This window comes from Teichococcus globiformis (genome assembly GCF_042646265.1).
Taxonomy (GTDB): domain Bacteria; phylum Pseudomonadota; class Alphaproteobacteria; order Acetobacterales; family Acetobacteraceae; genus Pseudoroseomonas; species Pseudoroseomonas globiformis.
Window position 1 is genome coordinate 1 of record NZ_JBHRTN010000029.1, and the last position, 20,758, is coordinate 20,758.

18 protein-coding genes are annotated in these 20,758 nt (G+C 64.6%); 8 read left to right on the forward strand and 10 right to left on the reverse strand.

Features of this window, described 5'->3' with window-relative positions; translation table 11 throughout:
* The first annotated feature begins 1,070 nt into the window (after nucleotides 1-1,070).
* The 3 genes from ACFOD4_RS20895 (at nucleotide 1,071) to ACFOD4_RS20905 (ending at nucleotide 3,797) form a co-directional block, all read left to right on the forward strand.
* Nucleotides 1,071-2,105, forward strand: a complete 1,035-nt coding sequence (locus ACFOD4_RS20895; protein WP_379599623.1) for a replication protein RepA — start codon at nucleotides 1,071-1,073, stop codon at nucleotides 2,103-2,105.
* A 375-nt stretch (nucleotides 2,106-2,480) separates the two neighbouring features.
* Nucleotides 2,481-2,765, forward strand: a complete 285-nt coding sequence (locus ACFOD4_RS20900; RefSeq protein ID WP_379599625.1) for a hypothetical protein — start codon at nucleotides 2,481-2,483, stop codon at nucleotides 2,763-2,765.
* A gap of 57 nt (nucleotides 2,766-2,822) precedes the next feature.
* Nucleotides 2,823-3,797, forward strand: coding sequence for an arsenic resistance protein (locus tag ACFOD4_RS20905; protein WP_379599627.1), 975 nt, complete (start codon nucleotides 2,823-2,825; stop codon nucleotides 3,795-3,797).
* Here ACFOD4_RS20905 and ACFOD4_RS20910 read toward each other — a convergent pair.
* From ACFOD4_RS20910 to ACFOD4_RS20925, 4 genes are all read right to left on the reverse strand, one after another.
* Nucleotides 3,794-4,405 (reverse strand): phosphohydrolase, encoded by a 612-nt coding sequence (locus ACFOD4_RS20910; protein WP_379599629.1) that lies wholly within the window; start codon nucleotides 4,403-4,405, stop codon nucleotides 3,794-3,796. The two genes, ACFOD4_RS20905 and ACFOD4_RS20910, sit on opposite strands and share 4 nt — an antisense overlap.
* 76 nt (nucleotides 4,406-4,481) lie before the next feature.
* A complete protein-coding gene (locus ACFOD4_RS20915) occupies nucleotides 4,482-5,771 on the reverse strand; it encodes an NAD(P)/FAD-dependent oxidoreductase (protein ID WP_379599630.1) in 1,290 nt (429 codons plus the stop codon).
* Nucleotides 5,772-5,791: 20 nt separating this feature from the next.
* The gene (locus tag ACFOD4_RS20920) at nucleotides 5,792-6,373 is read right to left on the reverse strand and encodes a LysE family translocator (RefSeq protein ID WP_379599632.1); all 582 of its coding nucleotides are present in this window, start codon (nucleotides 6,371-6,373) and stop codon (nucleotides 5,792-5,794) included.
* Nucleotides 6,374-6,403: 30 nt separating this feature from the next.
* Nucleotides 6,404-7,036 carry an arylsulfatase gene (locus ACFOD4_RS20925; RefSeq protein ID WP_379599634.1) on the reverse strand — a complete coding sequence of 211 codons (633 nt, stop codon included), beginning with the start codon at nucleotides 7,034-7,036 and terminating at the stop codon, nucleotides 6,404-6,406.
* Between the two features lie 483 nt (nucleotides 7,037-7,519).
* Between ACFOD4_RS20925 and ACFOD4_RS20930 the strand changes: the two genes are divergently transcribed.
* Nucleotides 7,520-8,761, forward strand: a complete 1,242-nt coding sequence (locus ACFOD4_RS20930; protein WP_379599636.1) for a hypothetical protein — start codon at nucleotides 7,520-7,522, stop codon at nucleotides 8,759-8,761.
* Between the two features lie 91 nt (nucleotides 8,762-8,852).
* Nucleotides 8,853-10,172, forward strand: coding sequence for a DEAD/DEAH box helicase (locus ACFOD4_RS20935; protein ID WP_379599637.1), 1,320 nt, complete (start codon nucleotides 8,853-8,855; stop codon nucleotides 10,170-10,172).
* Nucleotides 10,173-10,179: 7 nt separating this feature from the next.
* On the opposite strand, the gene ACFOD4_RS20940 is transcribed toward ACFOD4_RS20935, so the two are convergent.
* The gene (locus ACFOD4_RS20940; RefSeq protein ID WP_379599877.1) at nucleotides 10,180-11,052 is read right to left on the reverse strand and encodes an alpha/beta fold hydrolase; all 873 of its coding nucleotides are present in this window, start codon (nucleotides 11,050-11,052) and stop codon (nucleotides 10,180-10,182) included.
* A 990-nt stretch (nucleotides 11,053-12,042) separates the two neighbouring features.
* Between ACFOD4_RS20940 and ACFOD4_RS20945 the strand changes: the two genes are divergently transcribed.
* Nucleotides 12,043-14,106, forward strand: a complete 2,064-nt coding sequence (locus ACFOD4_RS20945) for a methyl-accepting chemotaxis protein (protein ID WP_379599638.1) — start codon at nucleotides 12,043-12,045, stop codon at nucleotides 14,104-14,106.
* A 50-nt stretch (nucleotides 14,107-14,156) separates the two neighbouring features.
* Here the strand turns inward: ACFOD4_RS20945 and ACFOD4_RS20950 are convergent, their stop codons facing one another.
* The 4 genes from ACFOD4_RS20950 to ACFOD4_RS20965 form a co-directional block, all read right to left on the reverse strand.
* Nucleotides 14,157-15,134, reverse strand: coding sequence for a sterol desaturase family protein (locus tag ACFOD4_RS20950; protein WP_379599640.1), 978 nt, complete (start codon nucleotides 15,132-15,134; stop codon nucleotides 14,157-14,159).
* Nucleotides 15,135-15,158: 24 nt separating this feature from the next.
* The gene (locus ACFOD4_RS20955) at nucleotides 15,159-15,926 is read right to left on the reverse strand and encodes a polysaccharide deacetylase family protein (RefSeq protein ID WP_379599642.1); all 768 of its coding nucleotides are present in this window, start codon (nucleotides 15,924-15,926) and stop codon (nucleotides 15,159-15,161) included.
* Nucleotides 15,926-16,897 carry a YncE family protein gene (locus tag ACFOD4_RS20960; RefSeq protein WP_379599644.1) on the reverse strand — a complete coding sequence of 324 codons (972 nt, stop codon included), beginning with the start codon at nucleotides 16,895-16,897 and terminating at the stop codon, nucleotides 15,926-15,928. Before ACFOD4_RS20960 ends, ACFOD4_RS20955 begins: the two co-directional genes overlap by 1 nt.
* A 126-nt stretch (nucleotides 16,898-17,023) precedes the next feature.
* Nucleotides 17,024-17,803, reverse strand: a complete 780-nt coding sequence (locus ACFOD4_RS20965) for an SDR family NAD(P)-dependent oxidoreductase (RefSeq protein ID WP_379599645.1) — start codon at nucleotides 17,801-17,803, stop codon at nucleotides 17,024-17,026.
* A 167-nt stretch (nucleotides 17,804-17,970) separates the two neighbouring features.
* On the opposite strand from ACFOD4_RS20965, the gene ACFOD4_RS20970 reads away from it, so the two are divergent.
* Nucleotides 17,971-19,092 carry an extracellular catalytic domain type 1 short-chain-length polyhydroxyalkanoate depolymerase gene (locus ACFOD4_RS20970; protein ID WP_379599647.1) on the forward strand — a complete coding sequence of 374 codons (1,122 nt, stop codon included), beginning with the start codon at nucleotides 17,971-17,973 and terminating at the stop codon, nucleotides 19,090-19,092.
* A 57-nt stretch (nucleotides 19,093-19,149) separates the two neighbouring features.
* Nucleotides 19,150-19,578 (forward strand): VOC family protein, encoded by a 429-nt coding sequence (locus tag ACFOD4_RS20975; protein WP_379599649.1) that lies wholly within the window; start codon nucleotides 19,150-19,152, stop codon nucleotides 19,576-19,578.
* Nucleotides 19,579-19,581: 3 nt separating this feature from the next.
* Here ACFOD4_RS20975 and ACFOD4_RS20980 read toward each other — a convergent pair whose 3' ends face one another.
* On the reverse strand, nucleotides 19,582-20,742 hold the full coding sequence (locus ACFOD4_RS20980) for a M20 aminoacylase family protein (protein WP_379599651.1): 1,161 nt from the start codon (nucleotides 20,740-20,742) through the stop codon (nucleotides 19,582-19,584).
* Between the last annotated feature and the right edge of the window lie 16 nt (nucleotides 20,743-20,758).

Sequence of the window (20,758 nt, forward strand, 5' to 3'; positions counted from 1 at the left end):
TTCCTTCTTTGCTGTGGTGCACAGCAAAGTTGCGGAGGCGTCGCACGAGTTGCGCGAGGTTTGCTGGCGAAGTGGCCGCCCGCCAGGCGCTCGGAACGCACAAGCCCTAGCCGTGGCCTCACGGAAACGCGAGCTTTTTTAAGGAGCTTTTAAGGCCGGATATCCATCACCCTCATGGGTGTGCGATTTCACCTGTTACATTCAGCGAAATCTCGAACGTTTCAAAAAAGATTTTACGACAGCAGGGGATCAACCCGATGGTTTGCACGGCAGAGAGGAAGCTGTGCGGCGATCTGCCCTTGCAGGAGAGGGCTTTTTCTACTTTTTAGTTTATAGAGGAGGCAGGGTCCGCAGGCGTCCCCTGGAAGCACTTCTTCCAGATACGCCGTGAAGCGGCATCAGAGACTTTTCTATGTATTATTTGCTATATTGAATATAATTCCGCCATGGCGACGTTCTTTGTTAGATAAGAACCCTACTTTCTGCGCATGATGCTAAATTGCACTCAGGGATGATCTTACTATTTATTTTATAGTTTTAGGTGGCCTCAAGGTGATGACTTGTCCAGACGACGAGCCAATGCTTACAATCACTGACTTCAGCTAGATCTGAATTTTAGACCCTTGCTCCGAGCAAGTGAGACATCCTGGACGGCCTAGACTGAAGCTTGCGCTGGAGACTTCGCCTTCGTTCAAACGGAAACGCATCCTCAGCGTCCAGGCCGTCTCGTACTTTACCGACCCGTTTAGGCCGGTCGTGCACCCATGGATGGCTCCACGATCCACACTCAGGATCGTACTAAGCCGACCGATCCTCGTACCAACCCGACGAAAAGCGAGTCGCCCCTCGTACCTGACCGGCCCACTTCTAATAGGATTCTAATATCTCTATTGGAGCGGTCGGCTCGGTACGAAACCAAGGCTACCGACGGAAAGCCGGTCGGTCAGGTACGATCGCAGAAAAAAGAATTGCTGAAGCGGGCCCGCTTTACCCCCGGTCGGCAGAGTACGATTTGACTTATCCCAGCCGCAATGTTGACGGTGGCCGGGCGAGCAAAGAAGGCGACTCCGATGGCCCGCCCCATCCCTTTCGTGGCCCAGGACATAACGGATCACGAACCCGACCAGCCTTTATCTTGGGGAGCTGGAATCGATGACGCTCTGGCGGGCCAACTGCATCGTACCATTGAAGCCATTGGCATCGACCGCGCACGCGAGTTGGCGGTCACCAGCCGCGATCGGCTCTGTGTGGACGCGGCCTACTCGGTCATGTCGGAAGAAGATCTGGCTGCTGGCTTTGTTCATGCCGGTTTCGCGCTTACAGCCTTGCCGCATCGCCGAACCGACGAGCCGGAATGGGTCCGCGAGGCTGTGGGTCTCACCCTGCGGGTGGAAAGCGGCAAGGATCAGAAGGGTAGCCGTGTTGGCATTCCCTATGGCTCGGTAGCGCGCATGATCCTGCTCTACCTGCAGACCGAAGCCGTGCGCACCCGGTCGCGTGAGGTTGAGCTGGGACGCTCCATGAACAAGTGGCTGACCAGCATGGGGGTCAATAATGGCGGGAAAGGCTACTCCCTTGTACGGGAACAATCTCGCCGCTTGAGCCTGTGCCGACTGACCTTCTATGCCACCTCCGAAGAAGGGATGCGCATCACCAATGGCAGTTTCGTTCGCAATGCCATCCTGCCCAGCAACGAGAACGATCAGCTGTCCCTGTGGCGTGAGCGGGTCGTGTTGGACGAGGCCTTTTACGACTCCCTCATCGAGCATCCCCTGCCGGTGCGGGAAACGGCGATCAAGGCGCTGGCAAGCCGCTCCATGGCTATCGATGTCTATGTGTGGTTGGCTTACCGCCTGTGGGTGCTGCGGAAGCCAACACCGATCCGTTGGGCCGCCCTTTTCGAGCAATTCGGCGGCGGTTTCAAAACAATCAAGCACTTCAAGGCGCATTTCAAGGAGCCGCTGGCCCTCGCTCTCTCGGTTTACCCCGAAGCCAGGGTCGAGGTGACGGATACCGGACTGGTTCTTAAGCCCTCGCCCTCCCCGGTGCCCGAGCGATCACAGGTTTTCCGTGGCCACGAAGCGTCGGTGGCCCGCTTGAGCTGAAACGTTTCGTACTGAACCGACCGAGCGGTTCGGTCGGTTCAGTACGATCCCTGAACCTTTCGAAACACCATTCGCCATGCCTATCGACAAGCTCGGTTCGTACTTTACCGACCATCCGGCCACAGCTCCGTTCCGGACCCGGATCCATTGTGTGCCGCGCCGCAACATGCTTGAGTGCATCCCATGCGCGTCGTGCGATCCATACTCTTGAGCACAGGTGGCCTGGGCCTCGCTCTCGGCCTGTCCTGCGCCAGCCTCGGCGGTGTTGCACAGGAAATCCGGAGCTTCCTGGCACAGCTTGGCTTGGCAGAGGGTGGAATCACATTACGCACAGACCTGGCCCGGCTGGCCCGCCAACTCGGGCCGCAGCTGCCGATGGCGATGCAGCCGGGAGAGCACCTGATCGCCATTTCGGCGCAAGGCAGCCGCCTGAACTGTCGCAACCAGGCAATCTTTTCGCTCCCTTTCCGGGAACGGGAAGAGCAGGCATCAATGATCACCCATCAGCAGCAGCAGACCGATTGCCGGATGTTTGGCGCGCAACTGGCCCGCGGGGCGGTGGTCGAGCACGACATCACTGACGCCGCCGGCTTTGCCTTCCGTACGCGCACCACTGCGGAGGACTGCGCCCGCATGGCACGCGCCGTCCCGGAACGGTAGCAGCGGACCCTCAGGAAGAATGAAGCGGCAGAATCACTGCCGGGGCAGGAACTCCGCTTGACGGTCTCGCGCGATTCCCTCGAACGCCACCAGATTTCCATCAGCTTCGCCGCAACGCTGCTGGGCATTTGGGGCGCCTTCGCCTTGCCGGGCCAGACCTGGCGTGCGTTGATCAATCCGACCCTGGCCGCATTGCTTTACGTGACCTTTCTGCAAGTTCCCATCGTGGAATTGCGGCGGGGATGGACAGAGCGGCGCTTTCTGGCAGCCTTGGGAACAACGAACTTTCTGATCGCACCCCTCGCCGCCACGTTGCTCACCCTGACGCTTCCCGATGAGCCAGCGGTGCTGCGGCTCGGCGTTCTGCTGGTGTTGCTGGCCCCCTGCATCGACTACGTCGTGGCTTTTACCCACCTTGCCCATGGAAATGCACGGTTGTTGCTGGCTGCCACTCCGTTGCTGTTGGTGGCCCAGATGATTTCGCTGCCACTCTTCATCGGGCTGGTTCTGGGACAGGACGCCGCCAGGCTGATCCGCGCGGAGCCCTTTCTTCAGGCGCTGTTCTGGCTGATCATGGTGCCTCTGGCGCTAACCGCAGCCACGCAATTCTGGGCGGCGCGGCAAACGGCCGGACGGCACATGGTCCGCGCATTGAGCTGGCTGCCGGTGCCCCTGACGGCGATGACGCTTTTGGTGATTGTGGCGGCGGTCCTGCCCGACGTGTTTGCGCAGGCTGATGAGGTGGCACGGCTTGTTCCCCTCTATGCGGCTTTCACCTTGGCGATGCCGCTGGCAGGCGCGCTTGTGGGGCGCGGTTTCGCCCTTGCCGCACCCGCCGCCCGCGCTCTGGCTTTCAGCGGCGCGACGCGCAACTCCCTGGTCGTGCTTCCCGTGGCCTTCGCCCTGCCCGAAGCGGGGCTTTTGCTTCCGGCGATCATCGTCACCCAGACCCTGGTGGAGCTGGCTCTGATGCCGCTGCTGCTCCATGCCATACCAAAGCTGCTGCCGGGTCGAAGCCATATCCGCTCTTAGGGCAAGTGCCCGGTAGCAGCCATTCGGTGCAGGAAACGCTCGGCGGCCACGCCTGGGGCCCAGGGCTGCCACGGTGCATAGCCGGGAGGCAGCACGAGGGCGAGCGGATCATCGATCAGCACAGGATGTCCGGCGAAAATGTCGGCGACTTCGTCGGCTGGCCAGCCCGCGACGTGCAAGGCTTCGCTCGCGGCGGCGGCCCGATCCGCCGCCTTGTGCGTCGCATGGGAAGAGTTGGTCCAGGCCGGCAAGCGATACCGCAGCGCTATGGCCCGGCAAAGCCGCCGTGTCAGCGCGGCATAGGACGAGCCGAGCCGCGGCTTCAAAGGGGTGATGCAGTCGAAGCCGAGCAGTCCCTCATCGGCATCGTGCAGCAGTTCGCGCAAGGCTTCCGCTGGCGTCAGTGGGCCGGAGCGTTCCCGCAGTGCCAGAACCAGCAGGGAATGCTGCGCAACTGAAAGCGGAAGAGGCCAGGAGGAATGACCCCCCCAGCGATAGGTCCGCGACAGGCCGATCGCCAGATCAGCATCCGACCATGCATCCGGCTGTGGATCGAGCAGGTTCAGGCGCCGCCCCGAGGACAGGCGGACCCAGGCCCGCTCCTGCATGTGCTGTTCCGACGTCGCAACCTCCTAAGCCCGACCTCCGGCGGATCTTACAGGTGCATGACGGTACTGGCGACCGTCAGGCGTTCGAAGGCATTTCTTCCGGCATGGCGGGGCCGAGGCCCTGACGGTGCAGAGCGGAAAGCACGTAGAACACGGCCTTGAAAGAGAGCACCGGAATCATGGCGCGCCAGTTGCCGCGAAGGTTGCCTGCCAGCATGTTGATGATGCCGTCTCGCATCCACAACGTGTTGCGCGGTGCCATGAAGAGCGAGCGCATCACCGGATCATTCACCCGGTAGATCAACCAGGAAATGCGGTCCATGGCATCGGCCAGCTCGCGATTGGTGCGTGCCGCCAGACGCTGCCCACGTACGGGATCGTCAAGCCAGGTATCCGCCGTCCTGGCACCCATCTCGCCCGCCGTCATCGCCATCAGCACGCCGGTCGAGAACATGGGATCGACGAAGCCGAAGGCATCCCCGATCATCAGGAAGCCATCGCCATGGCCTTGCCGCGCACGATAGCTGTAGTTCGCGGTGCTGAAGATCTCCGAAACCATTACCGCACCGTGCATGCGGGCCGACACCATGGGGCTGGAAGCGATGCGAGCCAGAAACAACTCCTTCGGAGTTCCGCTCCGGCCTTTCCAGGCAGATTGATTGCCGACGAAGCCGACGCTCATGATGCCGCCAGGCAGAGGAATCAGCCAGAACCAGCCATCCTCGGCCAGGTGGATGCTGATATAGCCCTCCAGATCGCCCTCGCGCCGGGTGACACCGGTGAAATGAGCGTAGATCGCGGCCGTGTTGTTGTGCTTGTTGGAGTCCTTCACCTTCAGCCGCGTCGCCATAAAGGCATCGCGGCCTGAAGCATCCAGCACATAGCGCGGGCGCCATGTCAGCGTGACACCATCGGCACCGCGCGCCTCGGCCTGGGCCCGCTCGCCGGGTGCGCCCGGCCGGAGGGCGGTGACGCGGGTTTGTTGAAAGCCTTGCGCGCCGCTGCGGATGGCGTTGCTGAAGAGCAGCGCATCGAGCTCGGCTCGTTTCACCTGCCAGGCATGGGTACGATCGCGGTTCAGCGCCTGAGCGAACGGAAAGGCACAGCTGCGGCCGGTACGATCGGATACGAATTCGGCGCCCGGTTTGTGCACGCCGATACCGCGCACCTGGTCCAGCACGCCGAGGCGCTCGAAGATGTCGAGGTTGCGAGGCAGCAGACTTTCGCCGATGTGAAACCGGGGATGGGCCTCCTTTTCAGCCAGGATCACCGAGCGTCCAGCCTTGGCCAACAGGGCGGCCGCCGTGGAGCCGGCGGGCCCGCCGCCGATCACCAGCACGTCGGGTTCGCTTGTTGTCTGGCGCATGCACATCGGTTCCGCTGTTGTCACGACATGAAGGGCGAGGCGAGGATCAGCGCCGCAAAGGTGCCGATAGCGGCGGCGCCGATACGGGGAATGATCCGTGGGCCGCTGGAGGCGCGGGCGGCGACCTGCCCCAGGCCAGCCCCCGCCATGATCCAGCTCATCCCCACCACGACCAGCACGCCCATGAAGCCGGCCATGTAAGCCCAGCTATGCGGGGAGCCGAAGGGCACCACGCCCAGGGCAAAAATTAGTGCCTTGGGGTTCAGGAGGGTGGTTACAAACACCTGTCGCGGACGGATGGCGACCGCTTCTCCGTGCAACACGGAGCCCTGCCGCCACAATCGCAAAGCCAGCAGGATCAGATAGGCGCCGACCGCGACGCGGAGCGTGATGCTGATCAGGGGCGATGCCGCGACCACCGGCCCGAGCACCAGCCCCAGGAACAGGATCGAGATGAAATAGCCTGCTGCCTCGGCTGGCAGCAGCCGTAGGGAGCGCCGCCACCCGGAGGCTGCCCCGGATGTGGCCAGAAGCGTATTGGTGGGCCCCGGGGTTCCGAGGATCGCCAGAACGGTCAGAAGAAAGAGGATGGGATCCTGCACGGCGTTACCGCTCCCGGGTCGGTTGCTTTGTCATGCTGCGACCATGGCCCGCAGCTTGCGGATGGCACTGTCGGGTGTGGTCAGCACCGGACATCCGGTGCTGGCGGCGATCGCCTGCGCAGTCGGGGCCAGGCTGAACTGGGCCAGAGCGATGACGTCGCAGCCTTGCAGCCGTGCCGCAGCCTCCACCGCGGCCCGTTCATGGCCCACCGCATCCCCCCGATCCAGCGCGGCCAAGGCGCCCTCGGCCCACACCGGCTCCAGCAGCGCATCGCCCGGAAATTCCGGACGCATCGACTCCAGCGCTGGAGCAAAGCTTGCCAGAAGGCCGATCCGCCGGTCGGGCGCGTAGGCTTCCTCGATCATTGCCTCATTTGGCTTGAGGATGGGGATAGTGGGATGCGCAGCCTTGCAGGCATCGATGCACTTGCCGAAGGCGGAGCAGGTGAACAGCACGGCATCCGCGCCCGTGCCGAGCGCATAGGCTGTGAGGTCCAGGAAGCGCCGGGTCATGGCCGGCGTGATGCCGCCATCACGGGCCAGATCCGCCGACAAGCTGGTGTCGAGCAAGTTCATCAGATCGGCATCCGGCCACAGGCGGGCAAAAGCCGCCTCGATCGGGGGCGGCGAATGGCGTAGCGCATGGATCAGCGCGATCCGCATGGTTCGATCCTGGTTCGAGGATGGTAGCTGAGGCCGGCGGAATGATGCGGAACAGAAATGCCATGCCGCAACCGCGACGCAAAGCCCGCGGGTACGAAGATGCTGCCGACAAACTGATGTGATGTCGCATGACGGTTGAAATCGGGGCATTTTGAAGGCATTATCTCTCTGCGGCGAGGACCCTGCAATTCCGGGCTCCTTTGCTCCCCTGAAATCCGGAATGCGTGGTGGCTCAACCCGCCACTGCTCGCCTGCCGGTTCGGTCAACTGCCTGTTTCCTCTGACACGCGGTCGTGCCGGTGCCGGGTCCATGCTAAGGAGGCGTCGCCATGCTGCGCCCTGTGACGTATTCACCTTCCGGAACTGACTGCGCCGGCCAAGGAAAGATCTGATTGCCCCAACACTGGCAGGGGCGCGATCCCGTGGCCCGCCTTGAACACGACCTGCCGCCCAATGCCCGATGATTTCCCAAGGCTGCCCGATTTGAACAACAGCATTTCCTCCGATGCCGACAGCCTCTGGCACCATGCCGAGCTGTGCCGGATGGCGCTGCCGCTGACGCCGCATTCCGGCCAATGGCGGCGGCGTGTGGACCAGGCCGGCTTGACCATCGAAGGCGCCTCCGCCGATCAGCCCTTGCCATATGGCTGGGCCTTGCGGTTGCTGGTGATGGCCCTTTGCGATCGCGGCCTGCGCAATGCCGACAACCCGGTTGTCGAGCTTGGGGAGGACGCTTCGGAACTCGCCGCTGCCCTCGGCCTGCCGCAAAGCGAAGTCGTTCTGAACACACTTCGCGAACAGGCCGAGTTGGTGTCGCGTTGCCGGATCCTGTTGCAGATTGGTGAAGGCTCGCCGGTTCCCCTGCTCGATGCACGAGGCCTCGGGCGACGTGCGGAACCCGGCTGGCGGCCGCGATTCCGGCTTAACAGCCGGTTCCAGGCTTCGCTGCGCGCAATGCCCGTTGCGCTGGACCGGACGATCGTTGCGCGGCTGGCAGCCGAACCAATGGCGCTCGACGCCCATGGGTGGACCCGGGAGCGGCTTCGGTCGCAGGCGGGGCAGGAAAGCATCGCCTCCTGGGCCGAACTGGAGGCACGCTTCGGCTTTGGCCAGCCTGCCGACATGTTCCGGATCGCTTTCGAGGACGCCCTGCGGATGGTGTTTGCCGCGGACGGCTCCATTCTGTTGGCGGCGGACGATGAAGGGGTGGCTCTCGCGCCCGCCGCTGCAGCCGAGACAGTGGACGTGGCACCGCAACCCGCTCCTTTACCCCCCGCACCGGATAGCGGGCCTTCCGCCCAGTCTCGATCCCCTGCCGAAGCGCCCAGGCCCAGCCAAGCAGAAGCACCCCAGCCGCAAGAGGCTGCCCCGCCATCTGACGAAGCCGAACCGCGCCGGGCAGGTCGTGCGGGCACGGTGGGGCTGCCGCAGCACCTGACTGGCCTTCCGGTTTATCTTTGGCTGCGACGTGGCCGCGATGACGAGCCGGTGGTCATCGGCGCCACCCCTGGCCACAGGCTGGAGCAGCACCTGCTCACCATCTTGATGCTGGAGCCGATGACCATGCAGGTCGCTGGTGGTCTGCAGCAAAAGGAGTTTGATCGGGTTGCCGCCTGGATCAACGCCAACCGCGACGTGATTGAGCAGGTCTGGGAAGGCCAGCTCGCCTCGTTGGACGAGGTGGTACCGCTGATCCGCAAGGTGGCGGTCTCCGTCTGGGGCTGATCCTGCCCATGAACCCTGCCCAACGATCCTGGCCTGTCTGGCCGCCGCGTTGCGCCACGCATGTCCGGCGCGCCTTCACTGGAATAACAGAATGACGAATTTTGACGGTTTCGGCTTGTGCGCTCCGCTGCTGCAGGCGGTTCAGGAGGAAGGCTACGCCACGCCAACTCCCATCCAGGCCGGAGCCATCGGCCCGTTGTTGCAGGGGCGCGACCTGATCGGCCTGGCGCAGACGGGCACCGGCAAGACCGCCGCCTTCACCCTGCCGCTGCTGCACCGACTGGCCGAGAAGCGCAGGGCACCGCCCCGGCTCGGCGCACGGGTACTGATTCTGGCGCCAACCCGCGAACTGGCGAGCCAAATTGGCGACAGCGTCAACCGCTACGGGCGTCATCTTGGTCTGTCTGCCACGGTTGTGTTCGGCGGTGTCGGCCAGGGCCGGCAGGTTGAGGCTCTGCGCCGCGGTGTCGACGTGCTGGTTGCGGCACCGGGACGCCTGCTGGACCTGTGCGGTCAGCGCCTGTGCGACCTTTCCGGCGTAGAGGCGCTGGTGCTCGACGAGGCGGACCGGATGCTCGACATGGGCTTTCTCCGTGACATTCGCCGGGTCATCGCCCTGTTGCCACCGGAACGGCAAACGGCATTGTTCTCCGCCACCTTGTCGCCGAGCATCGCGACCCTTGCGCACAGCCTGCTCCGAGATCCGGCGCGAGTGGAGGTCACGCCGCCGAGCAGCACGGTGCAACGCATCCGTCAGACGGTGATGTTCGTGGAAGCGGAAGCGAAGAAGGAGGCGCTTCTGCACCTGGTGTCCCAGCGCAGCGTGGAGCGTGCCATCGTTTTCACCTTGATGAAGCACGAGGCCAACAAGGTTTCGGACGCGCTGACCGAGGCCGGCATCTCCGCCGCAGCCATCCATGGCAACAAGTCGCAGAACCGCCGCGAGGCGGCTTTGAACGGCTTCCGCGACGGCAGCGTCAAGGTTCTGGTGGCCACCGACATCGCCGCCCGCGGCATCGACGTCGATGACGTTACGCATGTCTTCAATTTCGACCTGCCAAACGAGCCGGCGAGCTACGTCCACCGCATCGGCCGTACCGGCAGGGCTGGCCGGGAAGGCTGGGCGGTTTCGCTTTGCGATCCTGATCAGCGGGCCTGGTTGCGCGATATCGAGCGCGAGATTGGCAAGCCGATCCCTGTTTTTGCCGGCCACCCCTGGCATTCCGAAGCGGCTCAGAACTCCACGCGCCCTGCGCCGAAGCTGGGGGGTGGCGGCGGGCGGGGTCGCACAGGCCGCCCCGGCGCTCCGCCAAGGCAGGGTTCAGGACCGTCGCGCGGATCGGGCGGACGGGGCCCCGCTGTGGGCGCGCCAAAGCGCGGCGGACCGCCGGGCGGCTCTCGGCGTCGCTGAGGCGAGGTCAGCGTTGCTGGAGGAAAGCCTCCAACTCGGCCAGAACGGCCTCGGGCGCTTCCTCCTGCAACGTGTGGCCGCAATCCAGCGCCCGGCCTCGCACATCCGTGGCCTTGTCGCGCCAGGTGGCCAGCACGTCGTAAAGCTGCCCAACTGTGCCTTTCGCGCCCCAGAGCGCGAGAAGTGGGGCCAGGATGCGCTTCCCGGCATCGGCCGCGTCGTGCTCCAGGTCGATACTGGCGGCGGCTCGGTAATCCTCGCAGATCGCATGGCGCGTTGCCGGATCGCTGTAGCATCGAAGGTACTCGGCGAAGAGCGCCTCGCTGGTTGCGCCGGGTGTCTTGCTCTGCCCGTCGAGATGTGCCCGCAGAAAGAACTCGGGATCGGCGCCGATCATCCGCTCCGGCAATGGATACGGCTGGATCAGGAAGAACCACCAGAAATAGCGCCGGGCGAATTCCATGTCGGTGCGGGCGTACATTGTTGCCGTGGGCGCGATGTCGAGCACGGCCAGCCGTTCCACAACATCGGGATGGTCAAGCGCCATCCGATGCGCCACGCGGCCACCACGATCATGACCGACAACTGCGAAGCGGCGGAAGCCGAGCATGTGCATGACCTGCACCTGATCGTTTGCCATGGCGCGCTTGCTGTAGTGGATGTGGTTCGGACCACCTGTCGGCTTGGCGCTATCGCCATAGCCTCGCAGGTCGGCCGCGACAACGGTATGTCCGGCGGCCAAGCGAGGCGCAATCTTATGCCAAGTGAGATGCGTCTGCGGATGTCCATGCAGCAACAGCACAGGTGAGCCGCTGCCACCCACGGCGATGCGGATACGTGTTTCCGCCGTTTCGACATCCCGGTCGATGAAGCCCGGCATGGAAGGACTGGTCACCCGGCGTGCTCCCTTCTTTCTTCCGCGACATTGCGCGGCGGGGCGCCGATGGCGTCAAGCCGCCTCCGACGCCTAAGCAGGAGCGAAGGGCTTCAGCGATCGCAAGGCGCGGCGAACCTTCCAGCGGCAAAGGACCCTAGGGCTGCAGCGCGGCGACGTTCGGGCACAGCAATGAATTGCTCGAACAGGAAGATGGCCCCTGACAGACAGGACATGCTGATGAAGAAAGAAGCGACACTCATGGCGAAACTCCGGCACGCCGCCGCCCGATGGGGCACTATGCCGGTAGCTTAGCGGCACATCCCTGGCAGCGGGTTTCACAGCTTCTTTGAACGACTAAAAAAGAACGTGTTCGAAGAAGAAAGAGGACGTGGTTTGGCCGCAAGAGCTGAAATCCTGCTTTAAGAACGCCGCTCAAGCTTTGCGTCTAACACGATGAGTTCCGCTGCGGCGCGACCTGGAGGACCATGCACATCTGCCTTGAGGTCAGGACGTCAGGCAGCTCCACCTATGTGGATCAACGAACGAAAATGGAAAGATGGGACCCGCTTCGGCTCTTTCGAACTGAAGCGTTCGACATTCGAGCGCACTGCGCCTCCTCCTGAAGCCCGGCTTACTGAAGGAGCACCCGTTGCCTGTACCCGGCGCATGGCACCACACCATGCCGGCCCGTGGCTCCCGCAAAGGCGTAGCGACGTTGCCCGTCGAGCCTCGAGGCTGTCCGAACATGCCATGCCGCGTCGCCGCTATTCACATCCACAGCTCGACACGGCATTCCGTTAACGCCGCGAAGGCGTGCGCAGAGCGAGGTAGGCTGAGATTCCGTTGACCCGGCGCCTCTTCGCTGAAGCATCAGAATCACAGACTCTTGATCTCCTGCATGGGGAGCGGTCGCTCAGCACCGCGAACCAGCAGGGAAGTCTTAAGATGCCGTAGGGATGATCACCTCTCATGGAAAGACTCCGGGAGTAGGCTGTGCGTATCCGTACCTTCATTCTCATCTGCTTCTGCGGTGTCGCCGTTCCAGGCACGGGTGCTTCCTTGTGGCTCTCGTCAACATCCTGGACCGCATGGCAGAACGCGGAAGAAGCGCGTCTGCTGACCCGCGCGATCAGCGATGCGCAACGGGCGCAAACAGCCATTGCGGTGGAAGTGGGCGCTTTTGCTTCCCAACTGCGCATTCCGAACCCTGATTTGGCGGCAACGCGCAATGCAGCGCCGCAGACGGATGCACGGCTCAAGGCAAGCGAGGAAAGCGCCGCTCAGGCCGGCCTCCGCGCCGATGTCGTCAGGGCCGTCCGCGACCGCATCCTTCCTGTTCGGCAGCGGGCGCTTCAGGAGATGGAGCAGCCTATCTCTTCCCGTGACACCGGCCTCCCCACCGTGACACAGGCCACGCGCAACGAAAGCATCGAGGCGATGAAGCGGCTGGCAGCGGAAGCCGGCATCCGGGTCACCGCCCTGGCGCCCAGTGCCGCCATCGTGTTGGAGGTGGCCAATGCCACCATGGATTTCCGCGACTATATGGGACGGCGCAGCGTGCCGGTCACAGCCTGGATCGGCAGCCTGCCGGTGCAGCCTGCGACCTATGACGAGATGCAGCTGCACAGCGGCAAGATGGAGCAGGCCCTTGCTACGGCCCAGCGCCTCATTGCCGCCTTGCCGGACAGCGCGAGGCTGCAGCAGGCGATGCGGGAGCAGCTGCGGATTCAGGAAGCCTCTGAGCAGCGCTGGCGCCAGATGCTGGTCCGTGCCCGTGCAGCGCTGGCTGGCGAGGTTCCGGAATGGGGCACCACGGTACCTGAGTTCCGCCCCTGGTCCCTGCAGTCACAAGCGCAGATCCTCTCCTTGCGCGACGCCGCGTTGGACGAGGCCACGGAGCGCACGACGGCCGGTGCGGCAGCGGCGCGGGGCAGCTTCCTGCAGGCCCTGGCGCTGGCCTTGCTGGTTTGTGGCCTGGCCGCAACGTCGGTGGCCTTGCTGATGCGCCGGATGGTGCGGCCATTGCGCAGCCTCACGGGCATCGTGGCCCGGATCGCTGGCGGTGAGCTGGCACTTGCCGTGCCGGAGCGGGGACGCGGTGACGAGCTGGGCGAGATGGCCGAGGCGATCGAGACGCTTCGTGCAGGCTCCCTGGAGCGTCATGCAATGGCCGAGACGCAGCAGGAGAACCAGAAGCAGCAGCTCGCGCGGGCGCAGAGGGTCGATGCGCTGCTGCGCGAATTCGAGGAAGAAACGGCCGGTGCGCTTCGTTCGGTGGCCGCAGCTGCCACCGAGATGGATGCCACGGCGGGAGCCATGTCCGAGATTGCGGCCAGCGGCAATGTGCGAGCCGCCGCGGTGGCCACCGCCTCGGAACAGGCCAGCGGCAACGTGCAGACGGTGGCAGCGGCCACCGAGGAATTGTCGGCCAGCATTGCCGAGGTGGCGCGGCAGGTGCGCGATGGCGCTTCCCGGGCCCGCGAAGCTTCGGAAGCGGCGGAGCACACCGATCGCGCGGTGCGCGGATTGTCCGAGGCTGCGGCGCGTATCGGTGATGTGGTGCAGATGATCACCGGCATTGCCAGCCAAACGAACCTTCTGGCGCTGAATGCCACCATCGAGGCCGCGCGGGCAGGCGAAAGCGGCAAGGGCTTTGCCGTGGTCGCCGGCGAGGTGAAGAACCTGGCCAGCCAGACGGCCAAGGCCACGGAGGAAATCGGGCAGCAGATCGCCGGCATGCAGGCCGAGACGCAGCGCACTGCACAGGCTATCAGCGAAATTGCCCGCATGATCCGCGAACTGAACGAAGCGACGGGGCTGGTGGCCGAGGCCGCCGGCCAGCAAGCCGAGGCCACTCGGGAGATCGGCAACGCTGTTGCTCAGGCGGCCTCGGGCACGGAAGAGGCATCGCGCCATGCCAGCGGGGTCAGCGACGATGCGGAGAGCACAGGTCGGGCTGCCGGCGAGGTGCGGGGCGCCGCGAGTGAGCTTTCGCGTCAAGCCGAGGCCCTGCGAAGCAAGATGGACCACTTCCTGGATAGATTGCGTCACGCTTGAGCCACGGGATCAGGGCCGCCTCCAAGGGCAGGGCGTCCCTTTCCACCGAGCTAGTAAGCCTTGCGGCCGTTATCGTCACGACGGAAGCGGCGAAACAGTGTCCGTCCCAGGCGGCGAAAGCCCGCAGCCTGTTGCTGAGCCCAGCTCCCCGTCGCCATGGCTTCGGGAATGCGGGGGTCGCCGGTTTCCGGAAACATGTGGCGGCGGAAATCGGCGGTGCCAAAGATCCAGTCCCAGACCGGGAGCAGCACGCCGTAATTCTTGCCGTCCTTTCCGGCTCCGAGGGCGCTGTGGTGCAGTCGGTGAAAACGTGGCGACACGAGCAGCCGCTCGCCCACTGCGCCGAAGGATAGCCGCACATTGGCGTGGCTGAACGCTTCCGCCACCCGCAGGATGACGACAACGATGGGAAACTGGCCCGGCGGCACCCCGATCGCCAGGGCAATGGCGCCAAACCAGAAAGCACCGATCAGATCATCGAGTATATGGTTGCGGTCATCGGTCCAAAAGGTCATCTGGCGCTGGGCATGGTGAACGGCATGCAGCGACCACCACCATGGAAACATGTGCTGGAAGCGGTGCCGCCAATACTCACCGAAGTCCAGCACCACCACATAGACGGCCAGCGCGAGGATCGGCCAGTCGCGCAGCATGGGAAACAGGGTTTCCAGCGTTGGCGGCACCCAGCCGCTGCTGGCGACAAGCCCGGAGAAGCGGGACTCCAGCGCCGAAAAGGCGATGAAAGCAAGGAGCGGCAGCAGACCCAGGCGCGTCAGGCCCGTATAGAGGATGTCGGTGCGGATACTGCCTCGGTCGGTGCGCGGCTCCACCGGATTCCAAGCCTCGAGCGGACGGCAGATGACATAGATGACGAGGATCTGCACCAGTCCGAAGAGCGCGAAGTCGATCCATTCGAAGGCGTCTTCCGCCCAGGCCATCAAACCGAGCGCGTAAAGCGCCGGCTGCACCAGGACCTCGAAAATCCAGCCATTCAGGCTGTCCCATCCATCCTGCAGCAGGCTGATCACGGCGTGCTCCCCCTTAGCGGGCCGCTAGGCCGCCCCGATACCTTGCGCCGGCAGCAGGGCGAAGCAGAAGCCCTTTGCCTGCAGGCCTGCCACCAGATCCTCGAAGACCTCACCGAACGGTTCGCGCCGGCTGCGCACGCCCCAGTGCATGATCAGCACCTCGCCGTCGCGGATGTTGCGCAGGGCCTGACCCAGGAGCGCGCTGTTGGGATACTTGGCACTGTCCAGCTCGTCACCCAGGAAGCCGCGTGCGGTCCAGCCCTGATGCCGTAGCCCGCAAGCAGTGCCCAGACGCAGCGCGTTTGGCGTTGTGCGTCCGCCTGGAGCGCGCCAAAGCGGCAAGATGCGCGCAGCCGGTGCGATCTGCCGCAGCTTGTCGGTGGGCCGGGCCAGCTCGGCGCAGAAGGCAGACCCATCCAGGATCTCGGTACCCTCTCCACGGCGCGAGGCGTAGCGGACTTGGCCAGGCCCGGCATCGGCGGTGAAGTACCAGTGACGCCAGGTGTGGCTGGCAAAGGCATGGCCATCTGCGGCACGGGCACGCCAGAAATCGGCCCAGTTGCCAGGACCCAAGGTGGTGTCGCCGCGCCATCCAGGTTCATTGGCCACGAACAAGGTCGCTCGCACCTCACGGCGTTGCATCGTGGCAGCGATGGCCTCCGCCTCCCGGCCCCATCCCGTATCGATGGTCAGGTAAATCGTTCCCGCCCGGCATTGCGCCAGCGAGGGGCGAGCCAGACCTGCAGGCAGCAGCCCTGCGGCTCCTGCCGCCAGTGTGCGTCTGGACAGCATCAATGGGTTGCGGCCGGTGTAGACGGCGTCGCGGCATAGAAGATGCCATGCGGCGACCGGCCAACCCGTTGCGTTTCCATGGCACCCGTCATGGGATCCACCACGCCGATTCGTCCCTTCCAGCGCAGGGTCACCCAGAGACGGCCCTGCGGATCGAAGGTGACGCAGTCGGGGCCGCCGGGGACCTGCAGGGTGCGAACGATGTCCAGGCTCATGGGATCCAGGACGGTGATGCGGCTGTCCACCCGGCTGGTCACGTAGATCGCCTTGCCGTCCGGTGCGGGAAACAGCGCGTGGGCGCCGCGTCCGACGGTGATCCTACGTTCCACTTGGCGGGTCGCGGGATCGAGCACGGCGACATGGTCGCTGCCCATGATCCCGATCAGCAGCTTGCCCTGATGCCAGATGATCCCGGCCGGTTCCGGCCCTACTTCCGCCGTCCAGAGCGGCTCCATGGTTCCGAGATCGATGGCGACCACCGTGCCGGTCCCCTGCAAGGTGACGTAGACCTGCTTGCCATCCGGGCTGTAGGCCATATGGCTGGGCATGTCCGGCATATCGAGCCGCTTCGCCAGCTGCAGTCCTTGGCCATCCCAGCGATACAGGTCCACTTGGTCACGGCGCAGGCTGGTGATGGTGAGCAACGTCCCGTCCGGGCTGAACCCGAGATGGTACGGGTTCGACAGTGCTTCGCGCCGCAGCAACGCTCCCGTTGCGGGATTGACGAACAGCATTTCGTTGGCACCGGAATCGCCGATCATCAGCGTGCTGCCGTCGGGCGTCAGCGCCAGATGGTGTACCTCCCGCAACACGGGAATGCGGGCGCGCGATTGGCCTGTGCTACCGTCCAGTACCTCGATCGTGGCGTCGCCGGAATTCAGCACATAGACGAGGCCCTGCGCCGCCACGGGCGAGGCGACCATCAGCGCAAGGCTGGCCAATCCGAAAAGGAGGCTTGAACGGAGCCGCATGGCGCTGCTTCCACAAATCGCGCCAGGAGGGAAGACGGCGCCGGACATCCCGCTTCTAGCAAGACCAGGCGCTACCTTGCCAGCACGCTTTGCATCAATGCCAAGCTGACGATCTGGCGCTCGGCGCTAGAGGGCGGAAGTCTTGTCCTGATACACCGCCATGCTGCCGATCGAGTTGCCGCCATCGACCGCCAGGGAAGTGCCGGTGATGTAGGAGGAAAGGTCACCCGCCAGGAAAAGGGCGGCCTGCCCAACATCCTGTGGAGCGGCAGGGCGCCCCAACGGGATACCGGCAATGGTGTTCCGGATGTGGGCGTCAGTCAGCGGGTTCGCGGTGCTGCCGGCCGCGAAACCGGGTTCGAGCGCATTCACCCTGATGCCGTATTCCGCGAGCTCCAGCGCGAAGCCTTTGGTCAGGCGATCAAGGGCAGTTTTGGACGTGCAGTAGGGGACCACGGTGCGCCGCATCTTGCGCGCCGCACCGGAGGAAATGTTGATCACGCTGCCGCGTACCCCGGTCTGGATCATCTGCCGTGCGATTCCCTGCGTCAGCAGGAAAGGGGCGCGCAGGTTGATGTTGAAGATGCGGTCCCATTCGGCGGCATCGGTGTCGAGCAGGAACCCGCTGGGATACACGCCAGCATTGTTCACCAGCACGTCGGCGGAACCCCAGTGCCTACCAATGGTCTCTACCAGACCAGCGATGGCGGCGGCGTCGCCAAGATCGGCGGCGTGGGTGAAGCTGCCTTCCGGCAAAGCGCCGGCCAGGGGGGTCAGGCGCTCGGCCACGGCATCCGTGACACAGAGACGAGCACCCGCCGCCGCGAAGGCATCGATCAGCCAGCCACCGATGATACCGCAAGCGCCGGTAATAACGACGCGTTTTCCTTCCAACCCCTGCAGCATTCGGCCCGTCCTGCTTATTGATGCAGCGGAAGCAAAGCGCGCCGCAGCAGCGTTGACCAGGGGCTCCCTCGCCTATGGCATCGGCAGGGATCGTCTCCATATGGATGCTGCGGCGCAGCATCGCGATGTGGCGGTGATGGCGCAAGCCAGGAAGGACAAGCTTTGCCATGACCGAAACCTCACCGGGCCTGGATGAGCTGGTGCGCCTGCGGCAACGCTGGTCCCGATTTGTAGGGCGGGCGCACGCACCCTCCCCCGCAGAACGCGCAGCAGCGGAGGAGGCTCGCCGCCGATTGACCGAGATCACGGAGTTCGGCTCCAATCCGGGACAGCTTCGCCTGCTCTGCTACCTTCCGCCCGACCTTCCGCCGGGTGCGCCGCTGGTGCTGGCTCTGCATGGCTGCACCCAGAATGCTGCCAGCTTTGATCTTGGCTGCGGCTGGTCGTTCATGGCGGACAGGTTGGGCTTCGCCTTGCTGCTTCCGGAGCAGCGCCGTGAGAACAACCCCAACCTTTGTTTCAACTGGTTCAATCCCGAGGACGCCCGGCGCAACTCGGGGGAAGCTGCCTCGATCCGCCAGATGATCGAATGGATGCAGACGACACACGGGACCGACCCGACCCGCGTCTTCATCGGCGGGCTGTCCGCGGGTGGAGCGATGAGCTCGGTGATGCTGGCCTGTTATCCTGAATGCTTCTCGGGCGGCGCGATCATAGCCGGACTTCCCTATGGCGCCGCACAGGGCGTGCCCGGCGCCTTCGACGCCATGCACCGCCCTGCGAAGCTGCCCGCCCGGCAACGCGGCGACGCGGTGCGGACGGCGTCGGACCATGGCGGACCCTGGCCCCGTATTTCGGTCTGGCAAGGCGGAGCCGATGTGACAGTGAAGCCCGGCAATGCTGCCGAGATCCTGAAGCAATGGCTCGACCTGCACGGGTTGGCGATCGAGCATCCGGCGGTGGAGCAGGCAACGGATCTCGGCCGGTACCGGCTTTGGCGAGACGCAGGCGGGAACGGGATCGTCGAGTGCCACGAGATTGCCGCGCTGGACCATGGAGTGCCTCTCCACGCGGGAGAGGATGAAGGTCAGGCCGGCAGGGCGGGGCCGTTCCTGCTGGAGGCAGGCATTTCCTCAACCCACGAGATCCTCCGCTTCTGGGGGCTCGGCACAGACCGTGCCGATGAGCGAAGGCGCTTCGTGGTCGATGCTGGCGGCGATGCGCGGGAGGTCACGCCCCGACGCTTCGGGCTGCTAGACCGTGCGCTCCGCGCTGCGGGTCTGCGCTGAACTTCCGGGCCGCCCACTCATTGTGGTCCGTGAGATCACGGTTGGAGGCTGGCCACCATGGCGCAGAACAAGGCACCGCCGCTCGGCGGAATTCTGGAAACCGGCCTCTACGTGGCAGACCTGGAGCGCGGTCGGCGGTTCTACGAAGATATTATGGGCCTGCGGCCCGTGTTTGCGGATGTCAGACTGGTCGCCTACCGCGTCGCACCAGGCAACATGTTGCTGCTCTTTGCGATAGGCACCACCGAGCAAATGGTGCGGCTGCCCGGCGGCTCCATTCCACCGCATGGCGGCCGAGGCCACCTGCACTACGCTTTCGGTATCGAAGAGGCCGAAGCCGAGCCCTGGGCGGCGCATCTGGCCCGCCACGGCATTGCCGAGGAGGCCCGCATGCGCTGGCCGAGCGGTGCCTTCAGCCTGTACTTTCGTGACCCCGACGGTCATCTGGTGGAACTGGCAACGCCGGGGCTCTGGCCGGAGGAATGAGGCTCAGCCCTTGAGGCTCGTTTCCGCGATGCGCGCGTAAAGCGCGGCACCGTAGGGAATAGCCTCGTCATTGAAGTTGTAGTGCGGATTGTGCGGCGCCGCACCGGGTCCGTTGCCGACATGGATGTAGGCTCCGGTGGACTTTTCCAGCATGAAGCTGAAATCCTCAGATCCCATCAAAGGCGCCCGCTCCCGATTGACCATCCCCTCCCCCACCAACTCGGCGGCGGCATCGGCATAGGCCGTGGTGCAACTGGCATCGTTGACCAGCGGAGCGAAGATCATGCGGTAATCCACCTCGGCGGTCGCCCCGAAGCCGGCGGCGACGCCCTCCGCCACGCGGCGCATGGCGGCCTCGATCTGCGATGATACCTCGGCCGAGAAGAACCGCGCGGTTCCCGACAGCACCGCCGATTGCGGAATAACGTTGTAGGCGTCGCCGCCAGTGACCTTGGTCACGCTGACCACGGCGGTCTCGCGGGGGGACAGGTTGCGCGCCACGATGGATTGCAGCGCCGTGGCGATATGGCACGCCGTCAGCACAGGGTCGATGCTGCCTTCGGGTCGCGCGCCATGCGAGCCCCGGCCTTGCACGGTGATGTCGAAAAAGGCTCCGCCCGCCATGAAGGGGCCGGCACCGATGGCGTAGCGCCCGACATCCAGGTCAGTCGCGTTGTGCATGCCGTAGAGCGCATCGCAGGGAAAGCGCTCCAGCAGCTTGTCCTCCAGCATGGCCAGGGCGCCGCCACAGCCTTCCTCTCCCGGCTGAAAAATCAGATGCACCGTGCCGCTGAAGTTGCGCGTTTCGGCCAGATACTTCGCGGCACCCAGCAGCATCGTGGTGTGGCCGTCATGGCCGCAGGCGTGCATCTTTCCGGGCACGGTGGAGGCGTACGAAAGCCCTGTCATCTCGCGCATCGGCAAGGCGTCCATATCTGCCCGGAGCCCGATCGCGCGGTTGCCACTGCCCCCGCGCAACACTCCGACGACGCCGGTCGTGCCAACGCCGCGATGCACCTCATCGACCCCGTACTCTTCGAGCTTGCGCGCCACGATCTCCGCGGTGCGATGCTCTTCGAGGCCCAGTTCCGGATGGGCATGCAGGTCGCGCCGGATATCCGTCAGCTCCGCGTGGTTGCGGCGGATGCAATCAACAATGGACATTCTGCTTCTTCTCCCA